Origin of the sequence: Cupriavidus basilensis, assembly GCF_029335485.1 — a bacterium.
In the GTDB taxonomy this organism is placed as follows: domain Bacteria; phylum Pseudomonadota; class Gammaproteobacteria; order Burkholderiales; family Burkholderiaceae; genus Cupriavidus; species Cupriavidus basilensis_E.
On record NZ_JARJLM010000095.1, the window covers coordinates 1 to 23,079 of the forward strand.

Sequence of the window (23,079 nt, forward strand, 5' to 3'; positions counted from 1 at the left end):
ATCGGGCTTTTTTGTGGCAGTTACCGCACTCAACCGGGTTGCGAGCCGTCCCCCGCCTCGTCCGCCGCCGGCGTGACAGGATCCTCGCCATCGCGCAGCGATTCCAGGAAATGAATCACGGTCCCGGCCTCGCGGGTACGTTTGAAAGGCGGCAGGCTTTGCCAGATCTGGCGGCCGTAGGGCTTTTCCACCAGCCGGGTATCGCAGATCACCAGCACGCCGCGGTCCGTCTCTGAGCGGATCAGGCGCCCCGCGCCCTGCTTCAGCGTGATCACCGCGTGCGGCAGCTGGTGCACGGCAAACGGGCTCAGCCCCTTCTTCTGCAGGACTTCCATGCGGGCTGCCAGCACCGGATCGTCGGGCGGAGCAAACGGCAGTTTGTCGATGATCACCAGCGACAGCGCCTCGCCACGCACATCCACACCCTCCCAGAAGCTCTGGCTGCCGACCAGCACGGCGTTGCCGAGCTCGCGGAAGCGATCGAGCAGCTCGGTGCGGCTGGCCTGGCCCTGGACCAGCAGCGGCAGTTCCAGGCCGCGCTCGGCAAAGGCTTCGTAGAGCAGGTCGGATGCGCGTTGCACCGCGCGCAAGGTAGTACAGAGCAGGAAGGCCCGGCCACCGGCCGCCGCGATCAGCGGCAGCGCGGTCTGCACCACCGCGTCGGTGAATTGCGGCGACTGCGGCGCGGGCAAGTCGCGCGGCACATAGAGCAGGCCCTGGGTGGCATAGTCGAACGGGCTGGGCAACGTCAGCGACTTGTCCTTGTCCAGGCCAAGCTGGGCGGCATAGTGGGTGAAGTTGCCCTTGACCGACAGCGTGGCCGAGGTGAAGACCCAGGCCCGCGGATGGCCTTCGCGCTGCCGGGTGAAAATCGGCGCGATCGACAACGGCGTGCGATGCAGCTGCACCGTATGGGAGAACACTTCGACCCAGCGCACCGTATCCGGCCCGAGCGCCGCGGCTGGCGCCTGCGCGTCCTCCTGCTTGCCGTCCGGCGCCGCGGGCTGCGGCATGGCCTTGGCTTCGCTGCGCCAGGCGGCCAGGCGCTGCTCCAGTTCCACTGCGCGGCGATGGCACTGCTCGAGCGATTCGGCGCGCTCGGCCTGGCTCTCGAGCAAGGCCACGAACTCCGACAGCGCGCTTTCGAGCGCGTCGAGCGTCTCGAAGAACGGCTTGCCGATACGGGGGTCCGCCTCGATCTGGCTCAGCGCCAGGCGTGCATTGTCCTTGGTGAAGGCCAGGCGCAAATCCCTCGCGGCGCGCTCCAGCGGTGCGGCGATGCGCACCCAGTCGGCGGCGTCGCGTGCATGGGACAGGCCTTCGGCCACGGTATCCCGCGCGATCTCCAGCAACTGGCTGGTCGACAGGCTGTCGCCGAAGAACAGCGTTGCCGTCTCGGGCAACTGGTGCGCTTCGTCGAAGATGACCGTGTTCGCCGCCGGCAGCAGCTCGGCCATGCCGGTATCGCGCAGCACCACATCGGCAAAGAACAGGTGGTGGTTGACTACGACGATGTCGGCCTGCTGCGCCTCCTTGCGCGCGCGCATGACGAAGCACTCTTTGTAGCTTGGGCATTCGGTACCCAGGCAGTTGTCGCGGGTCGAGGTGACAAGCTGCCATACCGGTGCGTTCTCCGGCACCGAGGCCAGTTCGGCCTTGTCGCCCGAGGCGGTCACCTTGGCAAAGCGAGCGATCTCGCGCAGCCATGCGGCGTCCTGGCGGGACGCCAGGCGGCCCTGGGCTTCGGCCCGCTCCAGATGGTAGTGGCACAGATAGTTGGCGCGCCCCTTGAGCAGCGATACCGATACCGGCACATTGAGCGCGCGCCGCACCGTGGGGATATCGCGCAGGAAAAGCTGGTCCTGCAGGTTCTTGGTGCCGGTGGACAGGATGACCTTGCCACCCCACAGCATGGCTGGCACCAGATAGGCAAACGTCTTGCCGGTACCCGTACCAGCCTCGACGATGACTGTGTCGCTGCGCTCGATCGCCCCGGCCACCGCTTCGGCCATGCGTTCCTGCGCCCCCCGCGGGCGGTAGCCCTCGATGGCCTGGGCCAGGGTGCCGGTCTCGGCGAAGATGGTAGCCAGTTCGGCGGCATGGGCTGCCGCCGCTGCGCCGGCAGCCCCGGCGCCGCTGGCGGCCGGAACGTCGGGCGTATCGGGGATGACGGGGTCCGCGAGCATGGCGGGCAGGTCTTCGGAAGCGGACAAGGCGAGGCTTTATGACGGGCCGCCGCTTCAGCAGCGGCCCGGGACAAGGGGAATCAGGCGGGCACGTCCGGCTCGAGCTGAAGCTGGAGCAGGGTAATCGCATCCTTGAGCTTGAGGCGGCGTTTTTTCAGGCGGCGCAGCTGCAGCTCGTCATGCGTGGCGTCGGCCGCCATGCGGTCGATCAGGTAATCGAGATCGCGGTGTTCGATCTGCAACTCCATGATCTGTCGCGCTAAGGTGTTCAGGTTGCAGTCCATGGGCTCCCCCGCTCAATGCCGGCGCGGGCGCCGGCGGGCCGGTATGGCGTTTGACATTGGCGCTGGCTGGCGCATTGCGTGCTCTGGTTCCGGCTATTGTCGCCGGTATTGCCCCCGGCTGTGGGCGCGGCTCCCACCGCTCAGAAACCGAAGGGGCGCGGCGCCGCCCCCTGCCCCTGCTTCTCCTGCTGTTCCTTGGCCTTGGCGCGACGCTCGTCGAGGTCTTTTTGCCGCTGCGCGGCATCGCGCTGCTTGGCCTCGAACGCCTTGACATTCTCCTGGCGCTGCACGGCCTGCTGCGCACCCTGTGCCTGCGCCGCCTTGACGCGGGCGTCGAAGTCAGCCTGTTTCTTGTTATAGGCCTCGGCATTGGCGGCCCGCTGCGGCGCGTCGGCCTGGTGCTGCGCATCGCGCAGTTGCTGATCCTGCTGCTTGCGCTCGAAGCTCTCGCGATTGGCCCGTTCATTGGCTTCGCGGCCCGGCTGGCCGGATTCGTACTCGGCGCGCTTGATGGCCTGTGCCTTGTCGCGCTCGGCCGCCTTGAATGCGCGCTCCGCGTCACCGATCTCCAGCTCCCGCTTGCGCAGCACCTGCAGTTCCTCGCGTTGCACGTCCTTGGCCTTGTCTATGCAGTGCGTGACAAAGAACTTGTTATAGCAATCGTGCTCCGCCATGCCGTAGCGATAGTTGGTCCAGGCCCGGGAATCGCCGATGGCCTTGCGCTCCGCGGCAAAATCCCGCGGCGGCGCTTGCGTCGCCGGCGCCGCAGTTGCCTGGGCAGAGACCTGCGAGGCACCCGGGGCCGCCTGCGCGTGGCCGTACATGGGCATGAGCAACGCCGCCATGCCGGCAGCCAGCAGCGCATGGCGCGCCTGCGCAGGCAAATGGCGGGCCGCCCGGACCTTGGTCAGGGTAGCGAAGCGGTCGGATAACGCGGCCGCAAGGGCGGCCGGATGTGGCTTGGCGATCATGATTGGATTCTAACATCCGCCCTGCCGCTTGCCGTGGAGCACGGCTGCATAATGATGCCGGCACGAACGCCTGGCGGCGGCCCCGGCCAACCGCCGCCGGAAGTCAAGCGCGCCCCGGCCCGACGCGCGGCGTCGAGCTTGTGGCAAAATGCCCCGCTTTCGACCGACTGTTTTCCTGATGTCCAATCTGCCAGCTTCCGTCATGCAAAAGATCGTGTCGCTCATCGCGGCCGAACTCTCCGTCCAACCCCGCCAGGTGGCTGCGGCCGTAGAACTGCTCGACGAAGGTGCGACCGTGCCGTTCATTGCGCGCTACCGCAAGGAAGTGACCGGCAACCTGGACGATACGCATCTGCGTAACCTGGAAGAGCGCCTGCTCTACCTGCGCGAGATGGAAGAGCGCCGGGCGACCATCCTCGCCTCCATCGAGGAACAGGGCAAGCTGACGCCCGAACTGCGCGCGGCTGTCGAAGGCGCCGAGACCAAGCAGACGCTGGAAGATCTCTACCTGCCCTACAAGCCCAAGCGCCGCACCCGTGCCCAGATCGCGCGCGAATGCGGGCTCGAGCCGCTGGCCCAGGCCCTGCTGGCCGACCCCACCCTGGACCCGCAGGCCGAGGCCGCCAGGTATGTCAACGGCAATCCCACCGCCGAAGGCGGCGTGCCCGACGTCAAGGCCGCGCTGGACGGTGCGCGGGACATCCTGTCGGAACAGTTTGGCGAGACCGCCGAGCTGCTCGGCAAGCTGCGCGAGCACCTGTGGAGCAACGGCCTGGTGAGCTCGTCGGTCATGGAAGGCAAGGAAGGCGCGGAGGAAGAAAAATTCCGCGACTACTACGAATACAGCGAGACCATCCGCACCATCCCCTCGCACCGCGCGCTGGCGCTGTTCCGCGGCCGCAACGCGGGCGTGCTGATGGTCAAGCTCGGCCTGGGCGAAGAACAGGATGCGATGGTGCCGCACCCGTGCGAAGGCATGATTGCCCGCCATGTCGGCATCCAGAACCAGAACCGCCCGGCCGACAAGTGGCTGGCCGACGTGTGCCGCTGGTGCTGGCGCGTCAAGGTGCAGCCGCACCTGGAAACCGAACTGCTGACGCAGCTGCGCGAAACCGCCGAGAGCGAAGCCATCAAGGTGTTCGGCCGTAACCTGCACGAACTGCTGCTGGCCGCGCCGGCCGGTCCCAAGTCGGTCATGGGCATCGACCCGGGCATCCGCACCGGCTGCAAGGTGGCCGTGGTCGATACCACCGGCAAGCTGCTCGACACCGCCACCATTTATCCGCACGAGCCGCGCCGCGACTGGAATGGCTCGCTCGCCACGCTGGCCCGCATGGCCAAGCAGCACAACGTGATGCTGGTTTCGATCGGCAACGGTACCGCCAGCCGCGAAACCGACAAGCTGGTGCAGGACCTGATGAAGGCATTGCCCGAAGCCAAACTGACCAAGATCGTGGTCAGCGAAGCGGGCGCCTCGGTCTACTCCGCCTCGGAGCTGGCCGCCAAGGAATTCCCGGACCTCGACGTATCGATCCGTGGCGCGGTCTCGATCGCGCGCCGCCTGCAGGATCCGCTGGCCGAACTGGTGAAGATCGATCCGAAGTCGATCGGCGTGGGGCAGTACCAGCATGACGTCAACCAGCGTGAACTGGCGCGCGCGCTGGATGCCGTGGTGGAGGATTGCGTGAATGCCGTGGGCGTGGACGTGAACACCGCTTCCGCCCCGCTGCTGGCACGCGTCTCCGGCCTGAACACCGTGCTCGCCCGCAACATCGTCGAATACCGCGACGCCAACGGCGCCTTCCCCAACCGCGACACGCTGAAGAAGGTGCCGCGCCTGGGCGAAAAGACCTTCGAGCAGGCGGCCGGCTTCCTGCGCATCAACGATGGCGACAATCCGCTGGACCGCTCCTCGGTGCACCCGGAAGCCTATCCGGTGGTCAAACGCATCCTCGACCACATCAAGAAGGGCCTTCCCGACGTGATGGGCAACCGCGACGCCCTGCGCGGCCTGTCGCCGGCCACCTTCACCGATGAGACCTTCGGCCTGCCGACGGTGCGCGACATCCTCTCCGAACTGGAGAAGCCGGGCCGCGACCCGCGCCCCGAGTTCAAGACCGCCACCTTCCAGGACGGCGTGGAAGATATCAAGGACCTGCAACCGGGCATGGTGCTCGAAGGCGTGGTCACGAACGTAGCCGCCTTTGGCGCCTTCGTCGATATCGGCGTGCACCAGGACGGCCTGGTCCATATCTCCGCGCTCTCCACCAAGTTCATCAAGGATGCGCACGAAGCGGTCAAGGCCGGCCAGATCGTCAAGGTCAAGGTGATGGAAGTGGATGTGAAGCGCAACCGCATCGGCCTGACCATGCGGCTGGACGACGAGCCCGGCCAGGGCCCGGCGCGCGCCGGGCAATCGGACCGTGGCAATGCGCCGCGACCTGGCCCTGGCCAGCGCCCCGGCCAGGGCAAGGGCTTTGGCGGTGGCCGCCGCGAGGCGGAGCCCTCCGGCGCCATGGCGGCGGCGTTCGCCAAGCTCAAGCGTTAAGCGCTCCGCATCCATTTGCCGGGCCGCCACGCCCGGCAAATGGGCACACGCCGGCCTGATCGAAGTAAAGCCCCCTGCGCCTCGCGCGCAGGGGGCTTTTTCCCTTATGGCGGCTGCGCGCCATGCTACGGCCGCCGGCCTTTGCCCAAGGGCGTCAAACCACGGATCAAAAAATGACGCCCCTGGGCTACAAGATCAACGGAATCTCCGATTCTGTAGCCCAGGGGCGCCAAGTCAAGAATAGCCTGAAGAGGCAGGGCTCAAGCCGGAGAGCCCGAAGCTGCCCTCAAATCGCCCTCAAATCTCTACCTTCGTCCCAAGTTCCACGACCCGGTTGGCGGGAATCTGGAAAAAATCGGAAGGCTTGGCGCCATTCTGATGCATCCAGGCGAACAGGCTTTCCCGCCACATGGACATGCCCGGCAGCTTCGAAGGAATCACGGACTCGCGCGCGATGAAGAACGATGTCTCCATCAGCTCGAATTGCATATTGAGCTTGCGCTGGGCCAGATCCAGCACCCGCTGCACATCCGGCGTTTCCTTGAAGCCGTACTCGGACTTGAGGATGATCACGCCGCCGCCGAGATCCTTGCAGGTGAGGCGATGATCGTCGTCCACATAGGGCACGTCGCGGGTAACGAAGCTGAGGAACACCACCCGCTCGTGCAGCACGCGGTTGTGCTTCAGGTTGTGCAGCAGCGAGACCGGCACCGATTCGGTATTGCCGGTCAGGAACACGGCCGTGCCTTCGACCCGATGCGGGGGATGCGCCAGCAGGCCGGCGATAAACGGCTCGAGCGGGATACCGTCTTCCAGGCTGCGCGCACGCAGCAGCTTGCGGCCGCTGTGCCAGGTCATCAGCAGGAAGAAGGCGGTGCCGCCCATGAGCAGCGGGAACCAGCCGCCCTCGGCGATCTTGAGCAGGTTGGCGGAGAAGAACGCCAGGTCGACCAGCAGGAACGTCAGCCCGATCAGCGTCACCAGCACCGGGTTCCATTTCCACACCTTGCGCATGACCACCACGGCCAGGAAGGTGGTGATCACCATGGTGGTGGTCACCGCGATGCCGTAGGCAGCCGCCAGGTTGTCGGACTTCTTGAAGGCCACCACCACGATGACCACCAGCACCAGCAGGAGCCAGTTGATGACCGGCAGGTAGATCTGACCGATTTCAGCGTCGGAGGTATAGCGAATGCGCATGCGCGGCACGAAGCCGAGCTGGATGGCCTGGCTGGTCAGCGAGAAAGCGCCCGAGATGACCGCCTGCGAAGCGATCACCGTCGCGCAGGTGGCCAGCAGCACCATCGGTATCAGCACCGGTTCCGGCACCATCAGATAGAACGGGTTGCTGATCGCGGTGGGATTCTGCAGCAGCATGGCTCCCTGGCCGAAATAATTGAGCATCAGGCACGGCATCACCACCGCGAACCAGCCCATGCGGATCGGACGGATGCCGAAGTGGCCCATGTCGGCGTAGAGCGCTTCCGCGCCGGTCAGGACCAGGAATACCGAGCCGAGCACCACGAAAGCCTGCAGCGAGTGCTCCATCAGGAACGTGATCGCATAGTGCGGGCTGACCGCCATCAGGATCGAAGGCACATGCAGCATGTGATACACGCCGAGCACGCCCAGTGCCACGAACCACAGCATCATGATGGGGCCGAAGAGCTTGCCTACGGCAGCCGTGCCGCTGCGCTGGATCACGAAGAGGGCCACCAGGATCACCAGCGTGATCGGTATGACGAAGTGCGACAGCCCGGGCGCGGCGATTTCCAGGCCCTCCACCGCGGACAGCACGGATATCGCCGGCGTGATCACCGCGTCGCCGTAGAACATGCAGGCGCCGAAAATACCGAACATCATCAGCAGCTTGGCCATGCGCGAGCGTGGCGCGGCGGTGCGCAATGCCAGGGCCATCAGGGCCAGGATACCGCCCTCGCCGTCGTTGTCGGCACGCATGACGAACATCACGTACTTGAGCGACACCACGATGATCATCGCCCAGAACAGCATGGAAATGATGCCCATCACCGCAGCGTCGCTAAAGGGAATGCCATGCTCGGTACTAAAGCACTCTTTCAGCGCATACAGCGGGCTGGTACCGATATCGCCAAAGACGACGCCGATCGCGCCGATCACCAACGCACGTTTGCTGGGACTCTTGACGAAATAATGGCTGGTTGCGGTCTGGGTCATGGATAAAGGTGTGGTTGAAGGGCTCGGGCAACGCCCTCGGCATGCGTGTGCGCTCGAGATGGCGCAGCGGCACCGCGCCGCTATTGCATTGCACAAACGCGCGCCATTCTAGATGAAGTGCCGGGTGACGACCACTAGGGAGCATCCTGCCTGCTGTCCTGCCTCATGCTGGTGACGCGCCAAGCATGCGAGCGAAGTCCCGCCCGGTCAAGCGCTTGCGCATGGTAAGCCACCAAATCGAAAATGGCGCCAGCCCGTCCAGCGTTGCTGCACGGCCACGAATTGCGACTTTTAAATCACAATCAAACGCCAAGGTAACGATCCAGCACACCCGGTTGCGACACCAGTTCGGCCGCCGGCCCGTTCATGACCACGACGCCCTTCTCCAGCACCACCACGCGATCCGCATTGGCCAGCACCGTGCGGTAGTTGCGATCCACCACCACCGATGCAATGCCGGTGGCGCGGACCGTGGCAACCACCCGCCAGATCTCGGCGACGATGCGCGGCGCCAGGCCCTCGGTCGCCTCATCCAGGATCAGGCAATCGGGATTCGTCATCAGGGCGCGGCCAATCGACAGCATCTGCTGCTCGCCGCCGGACAGTTGCTGTCCGCCGTGGCCAAGACGCTCCTTGAGGCGCGGGAAGAGATCCAGCACTCTTGCCTCGTCCCAGTCCAGGCGGCCGGACGGGCCCTTGCGCGCAGCCATGACAAGGTTCTCGCGCACGGAAAGGTTGGGAAATATCCCGCGGCCCTCCGGCACGTAGGCCACCCCCAGACGCGCCACTTCATAAGGCTGCGCACGCGATACGTCCCGCCCGCACGCCTCGATGCGGCCCTGACGCTGCCGCACGTGACCCAGCAGGGTGCGCAGCAGCGTGCTCTTGCCCATGCCGTTGCGGCCCAGCAGGCCAACGGTTTCGCCCGAGCCGACGCTGAAATCGATTCCGCGCAGAATGTGGCTGCTGCCATACCAGGCATGCACGCCGGTTGCCGCAATCATCGCCTCCGCCATCATGCCGCTTGCTCCTTGCGCGCCTGCAGCGCCACCTGGGGGCGCTCGCCCGCGCCATCCGCGTGCGCTTCCCCATCTTCTTCGCCGAGGTAGGCTTGCTGGACCGCCCGGTTGACGCGGATCGCCTCGGGTTCGCCGGACGCAATCACGCTGCCGTTGACCATCACCGTGATACGGTCGGCGACCGAGAAGACAGCCTCCATATCGTGCTCGACCAGCAGTACCGCATGGCCATCCCGCAGCGAGCGCAACAAGGCAAGCATCCGCGCAGACTCCTCCGCCCCCATGCCCGCCAGCGGCTCATCCAGCAGCAGTACGGTAGGCTGAGTGGCCAGGCACATGGCCACCTCGAGCTGGCGCTTCTGCCCGTGCGACAAGGCGGTTGCCACGGTATCGGCACACGCGGCCAGGCCGGCGCACTCCAGCGCCTCGTCGCCCAGCGCGCGGCTGGTGCGGCAGCGCTGCGCGCCTTCCCACAGGCGCCAGGCCAGCTGAGCGCGCGACTGTGCCGCCAGGCGGCAGTTTTCGCGTACGGTCAGCGGCAGGAAGATATTGTTGCGCTGGTAGCTGCGGCCAATGCCCTCGCGCGCCAGGCGCGGCTGGGACCAGCCGGTGACGTCGCGGCCCTGCAGTTGCAGCTTGCCCGACGACGGCGGCAACTCGCCGGACAGCATATTGATCAGCGTGGACTTGCCCGCGCCGTTGGTGCCGATCACCGCGTGGATCTCGTGCAAGGCCAGGTCGAGGTCCACCTCGCCCACCGCGGTGAGGCCGCCGAAGCGGCGCGTCAGCTGGCGGGCCGACAGGACAGGTGCGTTCATCGGGATTCCCCTTGGCGCCGGCGCGAAACCATGCCCGCCAGGCTGACCAGCCCATGCGGCAACAGGGCCACCGCGACGATCACGAAGCCGCCCATCAAGAGCTGCCAGTGCTTGGTCAGCGAACTGAACCACTCCGCGAGCAGCACGAAGGAAAAGGCACCCAGCACTGCTCCGGCCAGGCTGCCGGCCCCGCCCAGGATCACCATCAGCATGGCGTTGCCGGACTGGTGCCAGGATGCGATTTCCGGATTGACGAAACCATACTGGACGGCATAAAGGTAGCCCGCCAGGCCGGCAAAAATACCCGCCACCACGAAGGCGCCGAGCTGGTAGCGGTAGGTGGCGTAGCCAGCCGCCCGCATGCGCTGCTCGTTATGCCGGATGCCCACCAGCGCATGCCCGAAGCGCGAGCGCAGCACCAGCGCCAGCCCTGCCACCGTCAGCACCAGCGCGCCAAGCACCAGCCAGTAGAAATGGGCGACATCGTTGACGTCGAAGGGGCGCGCGCCGAACAAGGCGAACTCCGGCCGGAAATAGATATAGGTGCCGTCGCTGCCGCCCGCGATCTTGGTGTCGTGGAACATGAAATACACCATCTGCGCGAAGGCCAGCGTCACCATGATGAAGTAGATGCCGCGCGTGCGCAGTACCAGCGCACCCACCACCAGGGCCAGCAGCCCCGCCGCGCCGAGCGCGCCGAGCAGCAACAGCCAGCCGTTGCCGGGCCCGGCCTGCGGCGCCATCATCGCGGTGGCGTAGGCCGCCATGGCGAAGTAAGCCGCGTGGCCCAGGCTCACCAGCCCCGTATAGCCGATCAGCAGCTGCAGCGAGAGCGCGAAGATGGCCATGATCATGACCTTGCTGAGCAGCTCTATATAGAATCGGTGCCCGTCCGCGTGCAGCAGCAGCGGCAGCACCGCCAGCACCGCGAAGGCCGCCAGCCAGCCCAGGCCGCCCAGCCAGGGCCGGGCAGCGCCGCGTGCGTGCAGCGTGCCGCCCAATGCATTGATATTGCCCGGCATATCCCTACCCCGCCTTGAACAAGCCCTGGGGTTTCCAGAGCAGGATGAGCGCCATCAGCAGGTAGACCAGCACGCCGGAGGCCTCCTGCCAGAATACCTTGCCAAAGGTGTCGACAAAGCCCAGCAGCAAGGACGCCACCATGGCGCCCTTGACCGAACCGATGCCGCCGATCACCACCACCACGAAGCACACGATCAGTACCTGGCTGCCCATGCCGGGATAGACCGAGGACACCGGCGCGGCGATCATGCCGGCAAGCACCGCCAGGGCCACGCCCAGCGCAAACACGAAGCGATACAGCACCGTGACGTTGATGCCCAGCGACTGCACCATCTCGCGATTGGTGGCGCCGGCGCGAATCATCATGCCAAGCCGCGTGCGGCGTATCACCACGTACATCGCCGCCGCTACCAGCAGGCAGATCGCGGAGATGAACAGGCGATAGACCGGATAGGTCATGTCGTTGCCGATCGGCAGCGCCCAGTCGAGCATGGCCGGCACGGTCACGCCGTGCACGTCGTCGTCGACCAGGATGCTGCGCATCTCCTCGAACACCAGGATCAGGCCGTAGGTCATCAGCACTTGCTGCAGGTGCTCGCGCTGGTAGAGATAGCTGAAGAAGACCCACTCCAGCACATAGCCGAACGCCACCGCCAGCACGATGCCAAGCGGAATGGCGATCAGCAGGCTGCCGGTCAGCCCGGCCAGCGTGAAGGCCAGGTACGCCCCCAGCATATAGAAGCTGCCATGGGCGAGATTGATCACGCCCATGATGCCGAAGATCAGCGTCAGTCCGCTCGCCACGAGGAAGAGCAGCAAGCCATACTGGATGCTGTTAAGGCATTGGATGAAGAAGGAAACGATATCCATGGATATCCATGCGGCAACGCGGTTGCGGTATGCGGCCCTGCCGCTGCCGGCCCGGATGGGCGCGGCACGGCGGGCCGGGCTCCGGCCCGGCGCCTCGGCGGCGGGCCACTGCGTTCAACCGGTCAGAGGCGGCAACCGCGCGCCGGGTCGGCCAGCGCCTTCACCGCGACGCCGCCGGGCTTGTTCTCGCGGCCATCGACCTTGCGCAGGTAGAAATCCTGCACGGGATTGTGCGCCTTCGACAGCGTGAAAGCGCCGCGCGGGCTGTCCACCCTGGCCACTTCCATGGCCTTGATGACCTCGGCCTTCCGGCTCATGTCGCCCTTGACCGCGCCCGCGCCCGCCGCCAGCAGCTGGGCTGCGTCGTAGCCCTGCACCGCATACACGTCCGGCTGCAGCTTGTAGGTCTTGGCGTAGTCGAGGCGGAAGCGCTTGTCGCGCGCGTTGGCCAGGCCATCGGCATAGTGCAAGGTGGTTTCCAGCCCCTGCGCCGCGGCCCCCTGCGCTTCCAGCGTGCCGTCGGTGAGGAAGCCCGAGGCGTAGAGCGGGATCTTGTCCTTCAGGCCCGCGGCGGCCCAGTCCTTGACGAACTTGACGGCGCCGCCGCCCGCGAAGAACACGAACACCGCGTCGGGCTTGATCGATGCCACCTCGGTGATCAACGCCTGGAACTCGACATTGGGGAACGGCAGGCTGAGCTCCTTCACGACCTTGCCACCCCTGGCTTCGAAGGCTTCCTTGAAACCCTTGACCGACTGTTCGCCCGCCGCGTATTTCCAGGTCAGCGTGACCACCTTCTTCATGCCGCGCTCGGCCAGTACGTGGCCCATGGCGTAGCCGGGCTGCCAGTTCGAGAACGAAGAGCGGAAGATGTTGGGGCCGCACAGCGGACCCGTGGCTTCGTCGACGCCGGCGTTGGGAATGATCAGCAGCGTATTGTTTTCCTTGGCCACCTTAACGATGCCCATCTGCACGCCCGAGTGCACCGTGCCCACCACCACGTCGACCTGGTCGCGCTTGATCAGCTTGGTGGCGTTCTCCGGCGCCTTGGCCGGATCGGACTCGTCATCCACCTTGAAGTATTCGATCTCCCGCCCGCCCAGCTTGCCGCCCTGCTCCTGCACATACATCCTGAAGCCGTTCTCGATGGCGTTGCCGAGCGAAGCGTAGGTGCCCGTATAGGGCAGCATGAAGCCGACCTTGATCTTGCCGGAGCCCTGGGCACTGGCGCCCGCAGCGACAGCAAAAGATGCAGCGATGGCAAGGCAAGCGGGGGCGAGCCCGCGCGATGTGAAGCGATGCATGGATGTCTCCTGGTGGTCAAGCCGACTTCCGTCGCCCAGGCTTGCGTCGCCGGCCCGCGGGATTTCCGCTCGTTCCCGGACACCGCAGGCATCGCGCATGACCGGAATCGCCGGAATTTCCGGCTGGCGCGCAGGGGGCGCGAAATTATTTTAGGTATGAAGTATGTGCCGTTATAAACCGGACCGCTGCCTCCGTCAACGGGCCCGGCTGGTCGCGGTGTGGCGAGTGGCCGCACCGCGCGAGTTTAAGCAGGACGGTTTGTGGCGCATATCGATGGATACCCTCGATCTGCGCCATGGTGCCGTACTCGTCGTCCTCGCCTTGCACCGCCAGCACCGGGCAGCGCAATTGCGGCAGCAGGGGACGCAGGTCGAAGGCGCGGAAGGCCGGGTCGAGCCAGATGTCGTTCCAGCCCCAGAAGGCGGAATCCACGTCATCGTGATGGCGCGCCAGCTTGTCGCGCAGATCGGTCCGCAGATAGGTTTCGCGGGTGGCCTGGATGCTGGTCACCGACACGTCCTCCACCATGATGTGCGGCGCCAGTACGGTGATCCCGTCGACCGCCTGCGGGAAGCTGGCCGCGTAGAGCAGCGCGATCGAACCGCCGTCGCTGTGCCCGAACAGCCAGGGCATGCCGCGGCTGCGGCCGGGCCCGATCCCTAGCGCGTCGAACAGCGCCGGCAAGGCTTCGCGCGCCTGCCGGTGCATGAAGTCGACACCCCATTTCTCCTCGGCAGGACGCGGCGTGGAGCGGCCATAGCCGTAGCGCGACAGCACCAGCCCGCGAAAATCGCCGGCCTCGCAGAGCGCCGCGGGATAGTCCCGCCACAGGCTGATCGAGCCGAGCCCTTCATGCAGGAAGACCACCAGCGGGCGTTCCGCCCGCTCGGGCCTGAGCCACTGGACCTCCACCCGGATACCGCGGCCGTCGAAAGGAATGTCAACCAACTCGCTATGCATGCTTCTGCCTTCCACTGTGTAAATGATCGTCAGCCCGATGTCGCAGGCGCCGCAGCCGCCCCAGGCGCCATCCCGGCGTCGTCCGCGGCCGGGTCCGGCGCCGCACGTGCCGCCTCCTCGCGCTGCCGCAGGCGGTAACGCTGTATCTTGCCGGTGGCCGTCTTCGGCAATTCAGCCAGGCACTCGATCTGGCGCGGATACTTGTACGGCGCCAGCCGCGACTTGACGAAGGCCTGCAGCTCGGCCGCCATGCCTGCGTGCCAGGCGTGGCCGGGGCGCGGCACAACGAAGGCCTTGGGCTTGACCAGCCCGTCGGCATCGGCAGCGCCGATCACGGCAGCTTCCAGCACGGCCGGGTGCTGCGCCAGCACGGCTTCGACCTCGAAGGGCGAGACATAGATGCCGCCCACCTTGAGCATGTCGTCGCTGCGTCCCGCGTAGATGAAATAGCCATCCGCATCCTGCAGGTACTTGTCGCCGCTGCGGGTCCATGCTCCGACGAAGGTGTCGCGGCTCTTGTCGCGGCTGCCCCAGTACATCAGCGCGGCACTGGGGCCCTTGATAAAGAGATCGCCGATCTCGCCCGGCGCGCAGGGCTGGCCCGCTTCATCCAGCAGCTTCAGCTCATAGCCCGGAACCGGCTTGCCGGTAGTGCCGTAGCGCACATCGCCGGGACGGTTGGAGAGGAAGATATGCAGCATCTCAGTGGAGCCGATGCCATCGAGGATGTCGCAGCCGAAATGCGCCTGGAACCGGTCGCCGATATCCTTGGGCAGCGCCTCTCCCGCCGAGGTGCAGATCCGCAGCGCAACCTCGGGCCGCGCCGGCAGGTCGCGCGCGGCCAGCATGCCGGCGTAGAGCGTGGGCACGCCGCAGAAGACGGTCGGCCGCCGCTCGCGCAGGCGCTGGAATACCGCCTGCGGCGTGGGACGCTCGGCCATCAGCACGGTAGTGGCGCCAACCGCGAGCGGAAAGGTCAGCGCATTGCCGAGTCCATAGGCAAAGAACAGCTTCGCCGCGGAAAAGACCACATCGTCTTCGCGCAGGCCCAGTACCTGCCGGGCATAGAGATCGGCTGTATGGAACAGGTTGCCATGCGTATGCACGGTGCCCTTGGGCCGCCCCGTGGAGCCGGACGAGTAGAGCCAGAACGCGATGTCGTCCGGGCTGGTGGCGGCAGCGCCTGCCAGCGGCGCCCCCTCCCCGGCCATCCCGGCCACATTCGGGACCGCGCCGCCGGACACGCCATAAGGCGCGGCCAGGAACAGCACGGGGCCCGTCCCCGCTTTGCCGATAGCGTCTCCCATCGCCGCTGCGAGCGAGGCGGAGACCACCACCGCGCGCGCGCCGCTGTGCTCCAGCATATAGGCGTAGTCGTCGACGGTCAGCAGCGTATTGACCGCGACCGGCACCACGCCCGCCAGCAGGCAGCCGAGAAAGACCGTTGGAAAGTCGATGGTATCGAGCGCACATAGCAGCAGGCGCTCCTCGGGCCGCAGCCCGGCCGCCAGCAGCGCGGCGGCAAAGCGCCGGCAACGCAGGTCCAGTTCCGCGAAGCTCAGCGTGCCGGCATCGTCCAGATAGGCGGCCTTGCCGCCTCGGCCCGCGGCGAGATTGCGCGACAGCAGGTCGGCGGCGGCGTTATACCTTGCCGGCAGCGCCACGACCAGGTCCACGGTGGAACTTGCATCGGCCGCCGCCCAAGGCGGCGACGCTGTTGGGGGCGTCATGTCTCCACTCCTCGATGCCGCCTCCCGGTCGCACTGCTGCGCTCGCGCGCTGTCGCACGGGGAAAACGGAGTCAGGTTTCTTATGATTGGCTTTGCTTATCCATATTGAAGATGCATTTTATTGCATACTCAATATTATGCAAGCGGAGAGCTGCACTATATAGCACAAACGCTGTGTCCCTTATAATCGCAACCCCGATCCGGCCGTGCCGGTCCTTCTCTCCGCCCAAGCCGTCCGCCATGCGCCGCGATCCCGATTCCCTGCTGGCCCCCGACTCGTCCGACACCCGCCCCGCCGGCGAGCGCGACCCCTACCTGACGCGACTGGGCGAGCGCATCCGCTCGCTGCGCGCCGCGCGCGGCATGTCGCGCAAGGACCTGGCGCGTGGCGCCGAGGTCTCGGAACGCTATCTCGCCAACCTGGAAACGGGTACCGGCAACGCCTCCGTGCTACTGCTGCGGCAGGTAGCGCGTGCACTCGACGTGCCCCTGCCGGTGGTGCTGGCGGAGATGGAGAACCAGCATGCCCCGGGCAACCAGCCAGCGTCCGAATTCGCGCAACTGGTGCAGTGGCTGGCACAACTGCCCGCCAGCGACCTGGCACGCGTGCGCGAGGCCTGCCGCCATGCCCTGGCGCCGTCCGAATCCCACGATGCGCGCCACCGCCGCATCACCCTGATCGGCTTGCGCGGCGCGGGCAAATCCACGCTCGGACGCGCGCTGGCCGCGGCGCTGGAGGTGCCTTTCGTCGAACTCAACGGTGCCATCGAGCAGGAAGCTGGCGCCAGCCTGGCCGAGATTCACTCGCTGTATGGCCAGGCCGCCTACCGCCGCTACGAAATGCGCGCGCTGGAACGCGTACTGCGCGAGCACGAGCGCATGGTGCTCGCCACGCCGGGCAGCCTGGTGTCGGAACCCGCCACCTTCAACCTGCTGCTGGCGCGTTGCTACGCGGTATGGGTGAAAACCTCGCCCGAAGAGCATATGGCGCGCGTGGTGGCGCAGGGCGACATGCGCCCGATGGAAGGCAACCGCGAAGCCATGGACGATTTGCGGCGCATCCTGCTGGCGCGCACGCCGCTCTATTCGCGCGCCGACGTCACCATCGACACCAGCGGCCAGGATTGCGCCACCTCCCTGCAGGCCCTGCGCGCCCATCTCCGGGTGATCGGCGCCTGAGCGGCGGCGCCGGTCCGCGCAAGGATTGCACCGCCCAGCTTTGCGCACTATATTTCATCACGCGAAATGACTAAAAATATAGTGCACAAAGGAGACAACGATGTCCGACACGGCCGTCCCCGCCGGTACCCCGCAGGCCCCCGTCACCTTTGAGCGCGACCCCGCGCAGTACCGCCACTGGAAGCTGACAGTCGACGGCCCCGTCGCCACGCTGTCGATGGATGTCGACGAGGCCGGTGGGCTGCGCCCCGGCTACGCGCTCAAGCTGAACTCCTACGACCTCGGCGTGGACATCGAACTGCACGATGCGCTGCAGCGCATCCGTTTCGAGCACCCCGAGGTGCGTAGCGTCATCCTCACCAGCGCGAAGGAACGCATCTTCTGCTCCGGTGCCAACATCTTCATGCTCGGCCAGTCGTCCCATGCGTGGAAGGTGAATTTTTGCAAATTCACCAACGAAACCCGCAATGGCATCGAGGACGCCAGCCGCCACTCCGGCCTCAAGTTCATCGCGGCCTGCAACGGCACCACCGCCGGCGGCGGCTACGAGCTGGCGCTGGCTTGCGACGAGATCGTGCTGGTCGACGACCGCTCCTCTGCCGTCAGCCTGCCCGAAGTGCCGCTGCTCGGCGTACTGCCAGGCACGGGCGGCCTGACCCGCATCACCGACAAGCGCCGGGTGCGGCGCGACCATGCCGACATCTTCTGCACCACCACCGAGGGCGTGCGCGGCCAGCGGGCGCGCGACTGGAAACTGGTCGACGAGGTGGTCAAGCCGGCCCGCTTCGCCGAACACGTGCAGGAACGCGCCCTTGCGCTGGCGGCAGGCAGCGACCGCCCCGCGGACCAGCCAGGCGTCAAGCTCACGCCACTGTCGCGTAGCCAGGATGCGCACGGCTACCGCTATGACACCGTGCAGGTGCACCTGGACCAGAATGCCCGCAAGGCCACGCTGACGGTGTTCGGCCCGGGCAAGCAGCAGCCGCAGGCACTGCCCGCGATGCTCGCCGCCGGCGCCGAATGGTGGCCGCTGAAGATGGCGCGCGAACTCGACGACGCCATCCTTACCCTGCGCGCGAATCATCTCGACACCGGCATCTGGATTCTGAAGACCGAGGGCAATCCGCAGCACGTGCTGGCCTGTGACGCCCTGCTCGACGCGCACGCCAGCCACTGGTTCGTGCGCGAGACCATCGGCATGCTGCGCCGCACGCTGGCACGCCTGGAGGTTTCCTCGCGCTCGTTGTTTGCCCTGATCGAGCCGGACTCCTGCTTTGCCGGCACCCTGCTGGAACTGGCGCTGGCCGCCGACCGCAGCTATATGCTGCACCTGCCCGATGCGCCGGACGACGCCCCGCGCCTGTTCGCCAGCGTGGCCAACTTCGGCCGCTACCCCATGGCCAATGGGCTGACGCGGCTGGCTGCGCGCTTCTACCAGGACCAAGCCGCGATCGATGCCGTGCAGAGCCACGCCGGCGCGCCGCTCGATGCCCTCAGTGCCGCCTCGCTGGGCCTGGTCACCGCAACGCCGGACGATATCGACTGGGACGACGAGATCCGCATCGCCACCGAAGAGCGCGCCAGCCTGTCGCCGGACGCCCTCACCGGGCTCGAAGCCAACCTGCGCTTCGGGCCGGTGGAGACCATGGAGACCCGCATCTTCGGCCGCCTCACGGCGTGGCAGAACTGGATCTTCAACCGGCCGAACGCGGCCGGGGAACAAGGGGCGCTCAAGGTATTCGGCTCGGGCAACAAGGCCCGCTTCGACTGGGACCGCGTCTGAGACGAGGTCTACCTGCGCACCGCGGTATCGGTCGATCCCTCTGGCCGGACGCACTTCGATCACGTCAGGATGCCGGACTGTCGTGGAACGCGCTGCGAGCCGCCATGAAGGCGGAAGGCCGGCTGCATATCGAGAGCCGCTGAACGCGCCTGGACCAGGCAGGCGCGCCCCAGGCGCGAGAAAGGAAAAGAAATACGCCCTCCCCCACGCCGGAGAACTTGCCGCGGGCGAAGCCACCAAACAATATGGAGACGGTGTTGTTTAGTGCTTCCCTTACGAAACGAACCGCCTATAATGTTTCTCAAGAAACAGGAGCAAGGCGATGCAAACCAGGCAAGTCCCCGAGCATCTTCCTGCCGGCAGCCCAGACCCCGGCACCACTCTCACCAAGGCGGTGATGCGTGCCGCTGGCTTCCTTGGCATCAGCCAGGCAGGCGTCGCCAGCGTGCTGGGTATCAGCACTGCCTCCGTCTCCCGCATGGCATCGGGGGGCTATGTGCTCGACGCCCATCGCAAGGAATGGGAATTCGGCGTGCTGTTCGTGCGGCTCTTCCGCTCGCTCGATGCCATCCTCGGGCACAGCGACCAGGCCCGCCTCTGGCTGGCCAATGAAAACCTGGCGTTGGGCGGCAAGCCGCTCGACCTGATCCGCACAACAGAGGGCCTGGTACGTGTCGTTCACTATCTGGATGCCACCCGCGGTCGCGTCTGAGCGCAGGCCGTTCGCGCTCACGCTCTGGCGCGCGGTCGAGGCGCAGCACGTTGTCTCGACCATGCCGCTGGTCGACAGCCTGGAAGAACAGGCCGTGCTGGAAGCCGTGCTCGACGCCGGCAAGCCCGCCGTGCCCGCAGAGGCGCGCCATCTCCACTATCTGCTGTTCACGCCGTTCCGCTATCCGCCCTCGCCATGGGGTTCGCGCTTTCGCGGCGAGCAGGATCCGGGGGTGTTCTATGGCGCGGACGACATCCGTACCGCCTGTGCCGAACTGGGCTACTGGCGCTGGCGCTTCCTGCGCGACAGCCCGGCGTTACCGCGTATCGACGCCCGGCCCCATACGCTGTTCCAGGTCAGCGTGCGCACCGAAGGCATCGCGCTCGACGCCCCTCCTTTCGTGGAAGACGCAGCGCAGTGGACCGACCCCGACCGCTACGATGCCTGCCAGGCGCTGGCGCGCGTGGCACGCGAGGCCGGCCTTGGCATGATCCGCTACACCTCGGTGCGCGATCCGCAGCATGGTCCTTGCGCCGCGCTGCTGGCACCCCACGCCTTCGCCGAACCCAAGCCGCTCGTCACCACCACCTGGATGCTGACGGTGCGCCCTGACCGCGTCATCTGGCAGCGCGACGACCTGCTGCAGCGCGACAGCTTCCAGTTCGCGGCCGGCCTGTGGCAACGCACCATGGAAGCCGCCGGCAAAGGCTGAACGCCGGCTTGCGATTGCTGTCGAATTCTTTATCGGGGCAAGTTCTTGCGCTCCCTGAACGCCCGGCGCAATCGGGTGTTGCAATGCAAAAGGATTTGTCCTATAATCTCTTTCTTCGACGGACGCGGGGTGGAGCAGTTGGCAGCTCGTCGGGCTCATAACCCGAAGGTCGCAGGTTCAAGTCCTGCCCCCGCAACCAAACGCCGAAGACGCTATTGAATCCAATCGTTGGCACGCCGAAAGACGGTTGGAAAATGCAAAAAGCCCGCTACACGCGGGATTTTTGCATTTGGCGGTCGCGAAGGGTTCGGTGCACTTACAGGTGCGACTCCAGGACGTATCGATTCCTCCCGCTTCTTGCGCGAGCATCCCGCGCACCTCGCCCGCCCCTCCACCACGCCACATAGACGGCGTAGTTCTGCCTTTGTCATAGCACGCTCGTCACGTCAATCCCGGACCCCTCGCGTCGGCTTTTCCCCTTCTATGGCCATTGAGGACGCTCGACACGTCGTCCATATTTCCATCGGGCCCTCATTGGGAAATTTCTTCTGAAGATCCAGAATTACCTGCTACCACCCCGCACCTTCTCCCGCTAAAAAGTAGATGCGCCATCGCGCACATCAATCAATTCCTGGGAGAACGTATGAAATACAAGACGCCAACCCTAGCACTGGGTGACCGGCCATGATGCGCAGAGTGGCATGCGTAGGAGACGAGCTCGAACGCGGGGGAAACATCCTACCGTACTCCGGGCAGCCGTTCACAATTGGCAATGGTCACCAGGCAGCACTGATCGGCGGCCAAGCTTACTGCGCGGCCTGCAAAAGTACCGGCACCATTGCGAAGTCCGGGGGACCACGCCGATTGAACTTCATGGGCGAGACAGCAGCTGACGGCGATATTGTGCTCTGCAAGTGCTCTACGCCCCCAAGGATCATAGCTCTGCTCGCCGGCAATACATGGTGCGACGATATGGCTGGGAGCGGTAGCAGTATGGGCCACCCGTATAGCTCAAGCGGATTCTCAGGGGATGATGGCGATATCGCAGAGGATGGGGAAATCATCGAGCAATTCTTTGAGCTTGTGGATGGCGAGACGGGAGCACCGGTTGCCGGCTACTTGTACGACCTGTTTTCCAATGGCCAGCAGATTGCAAGAAAGGCAATATTTTCTGAAGGTCGGACTATTGCCTTTAATCACGACAGTCGCGTCAGCCTTGTTATGTGGCTGGATAAGAGCGGGGAGGTCCGTCCGTGACGAAGGAAACCTTGAATCCAGAAACACGCTTGCTCGCAGCAATCGCCTACGGAGAGTCTTCAACCGAGGATGTCTACGAGGAAATGGCGGCACTTGCAAGCGTGATGCTTCGGCAAATGAAAGCTCGCGGTTACAGCACCCTAGCCAGTTTTACGACCAAGGAAAGGACATTTTCTTTCGTTGTCAGCGACGGTAACGAGCGCTATGCGAAGCTGATGAAATCTAGCGAAGCTCACATTGAGAAGAACGCCGCCATGGCGAATGCCGTAAAAGCGGCAAAAAATGCGCTGTCAGGAGGAATTGACTACTCCAACGGCGCATATTTCTGGGATGGCGCCGATATACGATCGAACTACAAAAAACATTTCAAAGTTAGACACGGAATAAAATTCACCAACTCAGACCATAATATTTATGGCATTGATGAATCCATTAAGCTAGTAATAAAAACAAAAACAACGAAGAAAAAAATAAACGGAAAGCTAATCACAAAAACGGAAGAGGTCGATCGACACGATCACATCTATGACTCCACGGCGGCACATGGAGGAACAATTTTCTGGAAACACAACACTGATTACATGCGCACCACCGGCGCGAAGGAGTACAAGTGAAACAGCGATTTTATTTTTTACTCTTCTTCGCATTACCTGCCACCACATATGCACAAGCCCCTCCCGCCCCCGTTGTTGAGAGTTGCTTGATATTTGACGCCATTCACCCATCGTTGCGCATTGATAAAATCGATGGCGTAGCAACGATTAACGATGATCCCCAACGCGGTTACTCCACATATACTTATGACTATAGGGGGCTGCGTGTCGGCTATGCAACGCGCGCAGGCAAAAGCGATCTGATAATTTTCGGAAAACATGCCACCCCCTTATCAAAAGCAAAAGGAATCGAAGGGGCCAGTCCTGAAAAAATTAATGCGAGCAAAGCAGATTTCGGGATCATACATCACAACAACAACGATTATTATTGCATATCGTCAGATTTTGATGGCATCGGCCGCAGCGGAACATTCCAGAATATCAGAATGGCCTACATCTCCCGAATCCCTTCCAGCTCGCGAAGATCGGCAGCGCTCAACTATTCCTTCTCCGTCCGTGATATTCGGCAGATTAAGCAAGAAACTGACGAAAACATCTCTCAAAAATAGGGTGCTCTACTACTTGATCGCGGCTCCAACCAAGAATGACGTCTTCCATGGCCCTGTCGCAGTATTGCTATTCGACGGGCTTGCTGGGACTGTCGGGCTTGCCGCCACATGCAGATTGCCAATCCGGCGGCGCGGCGATATCTGGGGGCGATTGCAGCGCTTCGCGCTGTCGCCATACTCGCCTTATAGGGCATCGCTATGCAGATCCTGCGCGAGGACTATAGCGTGCACGGCTAAGCGGTTTCGACGGACAGCCCTTAATGCGCACGAGCCATCGACTATTTTTGCTGCGTGCCATGCCACCGTTGCAGTCGGGCAACTCACGCCCTCCCAGAAACCCTGACGGCTACGGCAGCCCTGATGG

At 64.8% G+C, this 23,079-nt stretch carries 19 protein-coding genes and 1 tRNA gene; 9 read left to right on the forward strand and 11 right to left on the reverse strand.

Features of this window, described 5'->3' with window-relative positions; all coding sequences use genetic code 11:
• Window positions 1-29: 29 nt before the first annotated feature.
• The 3 genes from P3W85_RS05600 to P3W85_RS05610 form a co-directional block, all read right to left on the reverse strand.
• On the reverse strand, window positions 30-2,186 hold the full coding sequence (locus P3W85_RS05600) for an ATP-dependent DNA helicase (protein WP_276264051.1): 2,157 nt from the start codon (window positions 2,184-2,186) through the stop codon (window positions 30-32).
• A gap of 80 nt (window positions 2,187-2,266) precedes the next feature.
• Complete coding sequence (locus tag P3W85_RS05605; RefSeq protein WP_017225935.1) at window positions 2,267-2,470, reverse strand: DUF465 domain-containing protein; 204 nt, start codon at window positions 2,468-2,470, stop codon at window positions 2,267-2,269.
• Between the two features lie 140 nt (window positions 2,471-2,610).
• Window positions 2,611-3,441: a hypothetical protein gene (locus P3W85_RS05610; protein WP_017225936.1), complete on the reverse strand. Its 831-nt coding sequence runs from the start codon at window positions 3,439-3,441 to the stop codon at window positions 2,611-2,613.
• 178 nt (window positions 3,442-3,619) lie between these two features.
• Here P3W85_RS05610 and P3W85_RS05615 point away from each other — a divergent pair, with 178 nt between their 5' ends.
• Window positions 3,620-5,989, forward strand: a complete 2,370-nt coding sequence (locus P3W85_RS05615) for a Tex family protein (protein ID WP_276264039.1) — start codon at window positions 3,620-3,622, stop codon at window positions 5,987-5,989.
• A 297-nt stretch (window positions 5,990-6,286) separates the two neighbouring features.
• Here the strand turns inward: P3W85_RS05615 and P3W85_RS05620 are convergent, their stop codons facing one another.
• From P3W85_RS05620 to P3W85_RS05655, 8 genes are all read right to left on the reverse strand, one after another.
• Window positions 6,287-8,185 (reverse strand): potassium transporter Kup, encoded by a 1,899-nt coding sequence (locus P3W85_RS05620; RefSeq protein ID WP_276264040.1) that lies wholly within the window; start codon window positions 8,183-8,185, stop codon window positions 6,287-6,289.
• Between the two features lie 302 nt (window positions 8,186-8,487).
• Window positions 8,488-9,201: an ABC transporter ATP-binding protein gene (locus P3W85_RS05625; protein ID WP_430869500.1), complete on the reverse strand. Its 714-nt coding sequence runs from the start codon at window positions 9,199-9,201 to the stop codon at window positions 8,488-8,490.
• Window positions 9,201-10,022: an ABC transporter ATP-binding protein gene (locus tag P3W85_RS05630; RefSeq protein ID WP_017224800.1), complete on the reverse strand. Its 822-nt coding sequence runs from the start codon at window positions 10,020-10,022 to the stop codon at window positions 9,201-9,203. The genes P3W85_RS05625 and P3W85_RS05630 overlap by 1 nt, the downstream gene beginning before the upstream one ends.
• The gene (locus tag P3W85_RS05635; protein ID WP_276264042.1) at window positions 10,019-11,044 is read right to left on the reverse strand and encodes a branched-chain amino acid ABC transporter permease; all 1,026 of its coding nucleotides are present in this window, start codon (window positions 11,042-11,044) and stop codon (window positions 10,019-10,021) included. The genes P3W85_RS05630 and P3W85_RS05635 overlap by 4 nt, the downstream gene beginning before the upstream one ends.
• Window positions 11,045-11,048: 4 nt before the next feature.
• The gene (locus P3W85_RS05640; RefSeq protein ID WP_017231108.1) at window positions 11,049-11,915 is read right to left on the reverse strand and encodes a branched-chain amino acid ABC transporter permease; all 867 of its coding nucleotides are present in this window, start codon (window positions 11,913-11,915) and stop codon (window positions 11,049-11,051) included.
• A 122-nt stretch (window positions 11,916-12,037) separates the two neighbouring features.
• Window positions 12,038-13,219 (reverse strand): ABC transporter substrate-binding protein, encoded by a 1,182-nt coding sequence (locus P3W85_RS05645; protein ID WP_276264043.1) that lies wholly within the window; start codon window positions 13,217-13,219, stop codon window positions 12,038-12,040.
• A gap of 145 nt (window positions 13,220-13,364) precedes the next feature.
• Entirely contained in the window at window positions 13,365-14,180 is an 816-nt protein-coding gene (locus P3W85_RS05650) for an alpha/beta fold hydrolase (protein ID WP_276264044.1), read from the reverse strand.
• A 29-nt stretch (window positions 14,181-14,209) separates the two neighbouring features.
• Window positions 14,210-15,910 carry a benzoate-CoA ligase family protein gene (locus P3W85_RS05655; RefSeq protein ID WP_276264045.1) on the reverse strand — a complete coding sequence of 567 codons (1,701 nt, stop codon included), beginning with the start codon at window positions 15,908-15,910 and terminating at the stop codon, window positions 14,210-14,212.
• Between the two features lie 240 nt (window positions 15,911-16,150).
• Here P3W85_RS05655 and P3W85_RS05660 point away from each other — a divergent pair, with 240 nt between their 5' ends.
• From P3W85_RS05660 to P3W85_RS05695, 8 genes are all read left to right on the forward strand, one after another.
• Window positions 16,151-17,089, forward strand: a complete 939-nt coding sequence (locus P3W85_RS05660) for a helix-turn-helix transcriptional regulator (RefSeq protein WP_276264046.1) — start codon at window positions 16,151-16,153, stop codon at window positions 17,087-17,089.
• A gap of 100 nt (window positions 17,090-17,189) precedes the next feature.
• Window positions 17,190-18,872 carry a 2,3-epoxybenzoyl-CoA dihydrolase gene (gene boxC / locus P3W85_RS05665; RefSeq protein WP_017231105.1) on the forward strand — a complete coding sequence of 561 codons (1,683 nt, stop codon included), beginning with the start codon at window positions 17,190-17,192 and terminating at the stop codon, window positions 18,870-18,872.
• 322 nt (window positions 18,873-19,194) lie between these two features.
• Window positions 19,195-19,584 carry an MbcA/ParS/Xre antitoxin family protein gene (locus P3W85_RS05670; protein WP_017231104.1) on the forward strand — a complete coding sequence of 130 codons (390 nt, stop codon included), beginning with the start codon at window positions 19,195-19,197 and terminating at the stop codon, window positions 19,582-19,584.
• The gene (locus P3W85_RS05675; RefSeq protein WP_276264047.1) at window positions 19,544-20,296 is read left to right on the forward strand and encodes an RES family NAD+ phosphorylase; all 753 of its coding nucleotides are present in this window, start codon (window positions 19,544-19,546) and stop codon (window positions 20,294-20,296) included. Before P3W85_RS05670 ends, P3W85_RS05675 begins: the two co-directional genes overlap by 41 nt.
• Window positions 20,297-20,419: 123 nt before the next feature.
• Window positions 20,420-20,495: transfer RNA gene (locus P3W85_RS05680), tRNA-Met, on the forward strand.
• 485 nt (window positions 20,496-20,980) lie between these two features.
• Entirely contained in the window at window positions 20,981-21,553 is a 573-nt protein-coding gene (locus P3W85_RS05685) for a PAAR domain-containing protein (protein ID WP_276264048.1), read from the forward strand.
• Window positions 21,550-22,167, forward strand: coding sequence for a hypothetical protein (locus tag P3W85_RS05690; RefSeq protein WP_276264049.1), 618 nt, complete (start codon window positions 21,550-21,552; stop codon window positions 22,165-22,167). The genes P3W85_RS05685 and P3W85_RS05690 overlap by 4 nt, the downstream gene beginning before the upstream one ends.
• Entirely contained in the window at window positions 22,164-22,715 is a 552-nt protein-coding gene (locus P3W85_RS05695; protein ID WP_276264050.1) for a hypothetical protein, read from the forward strand. The genes P3W85_RS05690 and P3W85_RS05695 overlap by 4 nt, the downstream gene beginning before the upstream one ends.
• Window positions 22,716-23,079 lie beyond the last annotated feature (364 nt).

Bases quoted from the DNA above. Each gene is read 5' to 3' on its own strand.
- P3W85_RS05600 (WP_276264051.1), bottom strand. From the start codon at position 2,186: ATGCTCGCGGACCCCGTCATCCCCGATACGCCCGACGTTCCGGCCGCC.
- P3W85_RS05605 (WP_017225935.1), bottom strand. From the start codon at position 2,470: ATGGACTGCAACCTGAACACCTTAGCGCGACAGATCATGGAGTTGCAG.
- P3W85_RS05610 (WP_017225936.1), bottom strand. From the start codon at position 3,441: ATGATCGCCAAGCCACATCCGGCCGCCCTTGCGGCCGCGTTATCCGAC.
- P3W85_RS05615 (WP_276264039.1), top strand. From the start codon at position 3,620: ATGTCCAATCTGCCAGCTTCCGTCATGCAAAAGATCGTGTCGCTCATC.
- P3W85_RS05620 (WP_276264040.1), bottom strand. From the start codon at position 8,185: ATGACCCAGACCGCAACCAGCCATTATTTCGTCAAGAGTCCCAGCAAA.
- P3W85_RS05625 (WP_430869500.1), bottom strand. From the start codon at position 9,201: ATGGCGGAGGCGATGATTGCGGCAACCGGCGTGCATGCCTGGTATGGC.
- P3W85_RS05630 (WP_017224800.1), bottom strand. From the start codon at position 10,022: ATGAACGCACCTGTCCTGTCGGCCCGCCAGCTGACGCGCCGCTTCGGC.
- P3W85_RS05635 (WP_276264042.1), bottom strand. From the start codon at position 11,044: ATGCCGGGCAATATCAATGCATTGGGCGGCACGCTGCACGCACGCGGC.
- P3W85_RS05640 (WP_017231108.1), bottom strand. From the start codon at position 11,915: ATGGATATCGTTTCCTTCTTCATCCAATGCCTTAACAGCATCCAGTAT.
- P3W85_RS05645 (WP_276264043.1), bottom strand. From the start codon at position 13,219: ATGCATCGCTTCACATCGCGCGGGCTCGCCCCCGCTTGCCTTGCCATC.
- P3W85_RS05650 (WP_276264044.1), bottom strand. From the start codon at position 14,180: ATGCATAGCGAGTTGGTTGACATTCCTTTCGACGGCCGCGGTATCCGG.
- P3W85_RS05655 (WP_276264045.1), bottom strand. From the start codon at position 15,910: ATGACGCCCCCAACAGCGTCGCCGCCTTGGGCGGCGGCCGATGCAAGT.
- P3W85_RS05660 (WP_276264046.1), top strand. From the start codon at position 16,151: ATGCGCCGCGATCCCGATTCCCTGCTGGCCCCCGACTCGTCCGACACC.
- boxC (WP_017231105.1), top strand. From the start codon at position 17,190: ATGTCCGACACGGCCGTCCCCGCCGGTACCCCGCAGGCCCCCGTCACC.
- P3W85_RS05670 (WP_017231104.1), top strand. From the start codon at position 19,195: ATGCAAACCAGGCAAGTCCCCGAGCATCTTCCTGCCGGCAGCCCAGAC.
- P3W85_RS05685 (WP_276264048.1), top strand. From the start codon at position 20,981: ATGATGCGCAGAGTGGCATGCGTAGGAGACGAGCTCGAACGCGGGGGA.